Below are 4,643 nucleotides of genomic sequence, written 5' to 3'. Positions count from 1 at the left end.
TGGGCGGGTAGTTCACCAGCAAGTGGACATGATCGGTTTCACCAGGTTTTGTGGCATGGGGATGTCTGGTTTTGTGGCATGTAGTACAGCCGCTACAAAACACGGCTGTCTGGTGACTACATTCTGATTTTGCCGATGGCACTGGATTTTTTAGGCGTGTTATCCCGCTTATTATCTGCTACTGACGGCTCTGTTGAGGCATCCGCCTCCACACTTGTATCTGCTCTTCCTTCTTGGGCTCCCACCTCAACCCCGCCTTCCTCTTTTATGCTTGCCACACCAGGATCAACGGGCTCTTTGACGATAGCATGTGCCTGCGGGTTTTGTGATGGGCGGGTCGACAGCCCTTGATTATCAGCATGGCGAGCCCAGCGTGAAATATCATTGAGTAATGCCCCCGCCGACGCAAGGGCTTTTACCCGACTGGAAACATTACCGTTTGGAATGGCTGCCAGGTCGCGGTACAGCTCGGGATAATTGTAGAAATTGACGGTCAATTTTAGCGGCATGGAAGATTCTGTCTCGTCTCCGTCGCTATCCTCCACGTCCTCACTGACGATACTGCTATAGTGCCTTTCGGCGAGTGAATGCAATCGCTCACTGTCAACGGCAATGCCCCCCATTTCCCGCATCAAACAGCATAGGTTAGCGAGATTGCGCAGACGCTCCGCACGGTATTTATTAGGGACAGACATAAGTTCTCTGTACAGATCACCATCGCGGCGGCGGTACAGCATGATGTTGATGACAAGCGGCTGTGATTGCTGAAAGTCGTGCATCGCGGATTCTCCAATGATTATAAAGCTGGCGGTAATCAGTGCTACCACCAGCTGTAATGCCAATAAACGCTATCGTGCGGCCCAGCCGTGATAGCCCCGAGCGATGGACAGCACTGGATCAGAAGGCTGGATAATCTCGCAATGTGAGAAAATTCGCCGCGCTTCAGGTTCGAAAAATGCCCCACCGCCCCCTGCAACCACAACAGTATCAAGTACCGTATTTCGCATACTACCCGCAATTTCGCTTATAGCAGCCTGAGAGATTTCCAATGCGCTTTGTTGGATGTAAGGTTGGATGTCTATTTTCTGTCCTGCATAGCGTACTATGTGCAAATTTGCGCGTATTAAACTTTCAATTTTTTCAGGCTTGAGGCTCTTACCTGGTGCCGCTCCGTAGTCTGCACTGACCAATTCAGCCACTCTATCAATAATCCGAGACGTTGCTAAAAGGGTTGTACCGGACAACTCAGCATTTAACTCCCCTTCTTCAAACACTACAAAGTCAGTGCTATAAAAGCCAGGGTCAATGATGATAACACTGCCTTCTGTTAACGCCTCTACGGTATCTTGATCGTCGTTACTTTCAGCGTAGTGAATAGCATCTAAAAATGCACCGCCTGGTTGTGGAATGACCTCAACTTCATCCACGGTTACGGTTCTCTTTTTAGCAACTTGATGCTCCCCTGCCATCATCTTTTTAATATCGTTTTTTAATTCTTCGTTCTGCCAATGCGTGACCGGCAACCCCGTCACTAAGCGATCTATCTGGCGATCATTTGTATATAATAACGCAGCATGGAAAAGTGCCTTATACTGCGTCGTTTTAATGTAGTTTTCCGTTATATCGCGTGAGCTACCCAACACTTTACCTGGTGCAATACCAGCGGCATATTCAACGCCATCTACCATAACAATGGTGGTATCAACATCACCGCCGGTAATGCCTTTAATCTGCCGATTGAATTGATCGAGGCGCGACACCCCTACAGGAAAGATGGACTCCTGATGCCCTTCATCGCCGCCTGAGTAAACCAGCTTGGTGTTGCTATAGCCGATATCCAGCCCTACGTTCGTACCCATTCAGACCTCCACGTTTCACTGTTGAACCGCTAAATCGAAGCGCAAGTCACTTCGCTTTAGAGAGTTTATTTTAAACTTTTAGGTTTGTAAAAATCAGTATTGCATCCATTGAGAAATGCTTCAACCCTCTCATTACTTTTTCACTTCCCACCAGTAATGGGGGGAAGTGGCAAATTTTGCTCACCTCCCCCCAGTTGGGGGGAGAATTAAAAAAAATTGGCTATTTTTCCTATTTTCTGTTTCACCTTCCACCAGTAAGTAATATCCTGTGGGGAGCGAGGGTTTCCCCCAGGGTAATTTCATGGGGAGCGTCTGTTAGATATTGAGGCTTTGGAGGGCTATCTGGATGTCAGAATATGGTGGTAGCAGCAGTTCAAGTAATTATTCGCTTGACCATTTGCATACGTTGCTTGCTGTGAACGACGAGGCAGAAGCCGAGCGTTCGGGTATTGATTTGGCTGAAGTATCTGCCGCGCTGTCGGATGCAGCCGATGGAATGCTTGAAGAAATTGAGCGGTCGATTTATCTGGCAGCCTTGGACTCACGCACGATGGCTGACTTATTTTGGGAAGAAAAAATGGAGCGTTTTGCAGCAGGTGATCCAGGTAAGCTCGGTATCCGTGTTCGCGTTAATCGAGGAACCTTGGAAGTCGCCTATTTCCGTGATGCGTTTGTTCGAAACTCTGACTCGATGCGCAAAGGTAAAACTTACTACGCTAAACATATTAAACGGTCTGGTAAGCATCATTATAACGCCCGAGACTTTAATGGGGCTGAAAGTTGGGAGCGAGAATTAGTTGCGGCGCACGAAAAAGACCATGCCAAAAATCGAAAAATTTTTTATGAGTTATCAAAAGCGCGAACAGCGTTGAAGGAGGTCAAAAAGGTAATTGAGTCGCATAGAAAGTAGATAGTCTAATAAGTTATTTATTCATGACTCAAACACCTCTGCTGGTGAAATTTCTCTTTTTAAACCATGCCGCCGAATAATTTGATAATATTCGTTAGGCTTATCCTCTTTCACATTCAAGTGGTCTTAATTTCGTGTGCAGGCATACACAGAACACCGTCACAATGCTTTCCTTTTAAAATAAAAATTGCAAAAGCCTGTTTCAAAAAAGCGGCTTTCATAAATCTATAAAGAGCAGAATAGCTTTATATAACTTTTGATTGATTTTAATCCATATTCTACTTTTAAGCACTTATATACTTCAGTGCATAAAAGCTGCAAAAAAGCATTTATAAGCTATTATGCCACATAACAAACTAAAAGGTTTATAGCGTATGTTATGGTTTATTTAAGCCTTGAGGGTGGGCTGAAGCTAATTCACCAGAAATCCGCCCCTCAGCGCCTTGGTCGGTTTTTCGGGATGCGTAGAATCCAAAGGACACCCGACATCGAGACAAGGAGAGCACTGTGCTCACATTAGTAACCGCTGATAAGTCTGAAAACGCATTGTCACGGCTTGAAGAAGAACAGCAGATATTGGCTGACGATATCGCTATGGCATTTTTTAACCTGACGCCCGACATCACTGAGGATGCTGACTGTGGCGACGTTGCGCACGAAGCAGCAGCATTCTTTGCTGACGCCGGTATGCCCAAGGAGCTGTTCTTTGGCGAGCTACATACCAACGAAACGGGCGAAAACGTGATCATCGTGCCGCATTACTGGCTGGAGGTGCCGCTGCAAACAACGCGGATTATCGTCGATCTGACACTGCCTTTCTGGCTGACTGATCCTGTTGCCGACACGACGGATTTCGACATTCCAACCGTGCTCATCAAGCGCCTGAGCGACGAGCGAGGACGAAAATACATGGGTGAGCGCATCGAGTTTCCCGATCTTGTAGGTGAAGCCGATAGCTCGGCTATTGCGTTGTATCCGCAGTGCCGATTTTGCGATGGCCTTGTCCGTCATTACCATCGTCTAAAGTAAGGGTTTCGAGATGGAGACACAGGCTCGACAGAGGCACTTGCTTGCGTTTCTGGATCGGTACGGCGTTGACTCTCCTGCATTGCAGTACGCGACCTCGCTTCTTTTGGACGCCCCGAAACTATCCCTGCTGTGTCCGATTCTCCGTCCATCGAAAGTGTTGCGCTATTTGGCCTGGACGACGACGAATGGGAAGACGCGGTGCGAGCTGCCCGTCTTCAGCGCAAACTGGATCAGCTGTCTTCGCAGTTTCCGCTTACGCTGCTTTCGGATTCGGTTGTCGATGCCGATAGTGGTCGGATACAGCTTTGGGGCCGCCAGGTGCTACGCCCATCGGTGCTAGAAGATCAGCTGGGTATGTCTATCGCCACATCCGATTGGCAGATCGTGATGGATGCTTTGCAACTGCTCCCGTCTTCCTGGTCGATGGTGCTGGAAATTTCTCGGGGGGCGGCTTAATTTCGCACCGGCTTGGTCAAGCGCAAAAGTTGGTTAAGCTACTAGGGAAATCAACGTAACGAGGAAAATCTGGTCAATTACCTCCGGCTGAAGCCGGAGGCTTGTAAAAGCAAGCCCGGTTGACCAGGGAAAGCGGTAGCCAACCCGCTACGTTGATAACAGGTCGCCAAGACTCACCGCCAAATGCTTCCTCAGTTTGGCGCTCTGAAAGGTCAGGATCATGCTGGCGCAGGGTAAAACGCCGAAGGTCTTGATCGCTGCCGATAGCCATATCGTTGGCAGGAGCCGGTTATCAACCTTCCCGAGGGGAGACGGGGCGAAAGCCCTGCGACACCAGGCCCGTAAGGCAGGGCAAACGCATGAAAGATTTCATCCAGCCAATATCGTCG

6 protein-coding genes are annotated in these 4,643 nt (G+C 48.4%); 3 read left to right on the top strand and 3 right to left on the bottom strand.

Going from position 1 to position 4,643, the window contains the following annotated elements; genetic code table 11:
- Positions 1-116: 116 nt before the first annotated feature.
- Together INT21_RS05215 and INT21_RS05210 are read right to left on the bottom strand one after the other, a co-directional pair.
- Positions 117-779: a hypothetical protein gene (locus INT21_RS05215; RefSeq protein WP_192539862.1), complete on the bottom strand. Its 663-nt coding sequence runs from the start codon at positions 777-779 to the stop codon at positions 117-119.
- A gap of 69 nt (positions 780-848) precedes the next feature.
- On the bottom strand, positions 849-1,859 hold the full coding sequence (locus tag INT21_RS05210) for a ParM/StbA family protein (protein ID WP_192539863.1): 1,011 nt from the start codon (positions 1,857-1,859) through the stop codon (positions 849-851).
- Positions 1,860-2,205: 346 nt separating this feature from the next.
- On the opposite strand from INT21_RS05210, the gene mobI reads away from it, so the two are divergent.
- The 3 genes from mobI to INT21_RS05195 all read left to right on the top strand — a co-directional run bounded on the left by mobI (position 2,206) and on the right by INT21_RS05195 (position 4,254).
- Positions 2,206-2,769: a conjugative transfer protein MobI(A/C) gene (mobI, locus tag INT21_RS05205; protein ID WP_192539864.1), complete on the top strand. Its 564-nt coding sequence runs from the start codon at positions 2,206-2,208 to the stop codon at positions 2,767-2,769.
- Between the two features lie 507 nt (positions 2,770-3,276).
- Positions 3,277-3,798, top strand: a complete 522-nt coding sequence (locus INT21_RS05200) for a hypothetical protein (protein ID WP_192539865.1) — start codon at positions 3,277-3,279, stop codon at positions 3,796-3,798.
- A gap of 129 nt (positions 3,799-3,927) precedes the next feature.
- A complete protein-coding gene (locus tag INT21_RS05195) occupies positions 3,928-4,254 on the top strand; it encodes a hypothetical protein (RefSeq protein WP_193061154.1) in 327 nt (108 codons plus the stop codon).
- 73 nt (positions 4,255-4,327) lie between these two features.
- On the opposite strand, the gene INT21_RS05190 is transcribed toward INT21_RS05195, so the two are convergent.
- Entirely contained in the window at positions 4,328-4,525 is a 198-nt protein-coding gene (locus INT21_RS05190) for a hypothetical protein (RefSeq protein ID WP_193084858.1), read from the bottom strand.
- Positions 4,526-4,643 lie beyond the last annotated feature (118 nt).

The organism is Halomonas sp. 3F2F (assembly GCF_014897805.1).
Lineage (GTDB): Bacteria > Pseudomonadota > Gammaproteobacteria > Pseudomonadales > Halomonadaceae > Vreelandella.
Note: the sequence above shows the minus strand (reverse complement) of the source record. Positions and strands in the feature narration are given on the sequence as shown.

Bases quoted from the DNA above. Each gene is read 5' to 3' on its own strand.
- mobI (WP_192539864.1), top strand. From the start codon at position 2,206: ATGTCAGAATATGGTGGTAGCAGCAGTTCAAGTAATTATTCGCTTGAC.
- INT21_RS05190 (WP_193084858.1), bottom strand. From the start codon at position 4,525: ATGGCTATCGGCAGCGATCAAGACCTTCGGCGTTTTACCCTGCGCCAG.
- INT21_RS05215 (WP_192539862.1), bottom strand. From the start codon at position 779: ATGCACGACTTTCAGCAATCACAGCCGCTTGTCATCAACATCATGCTG.
- INT21_RS05210 (WP_192539863.1), bottom strand. From the start codon at position 1,859: ATGGGTACGAACGTAGGGCTGGATATCGGCTATAGCAACACCAAGCTG.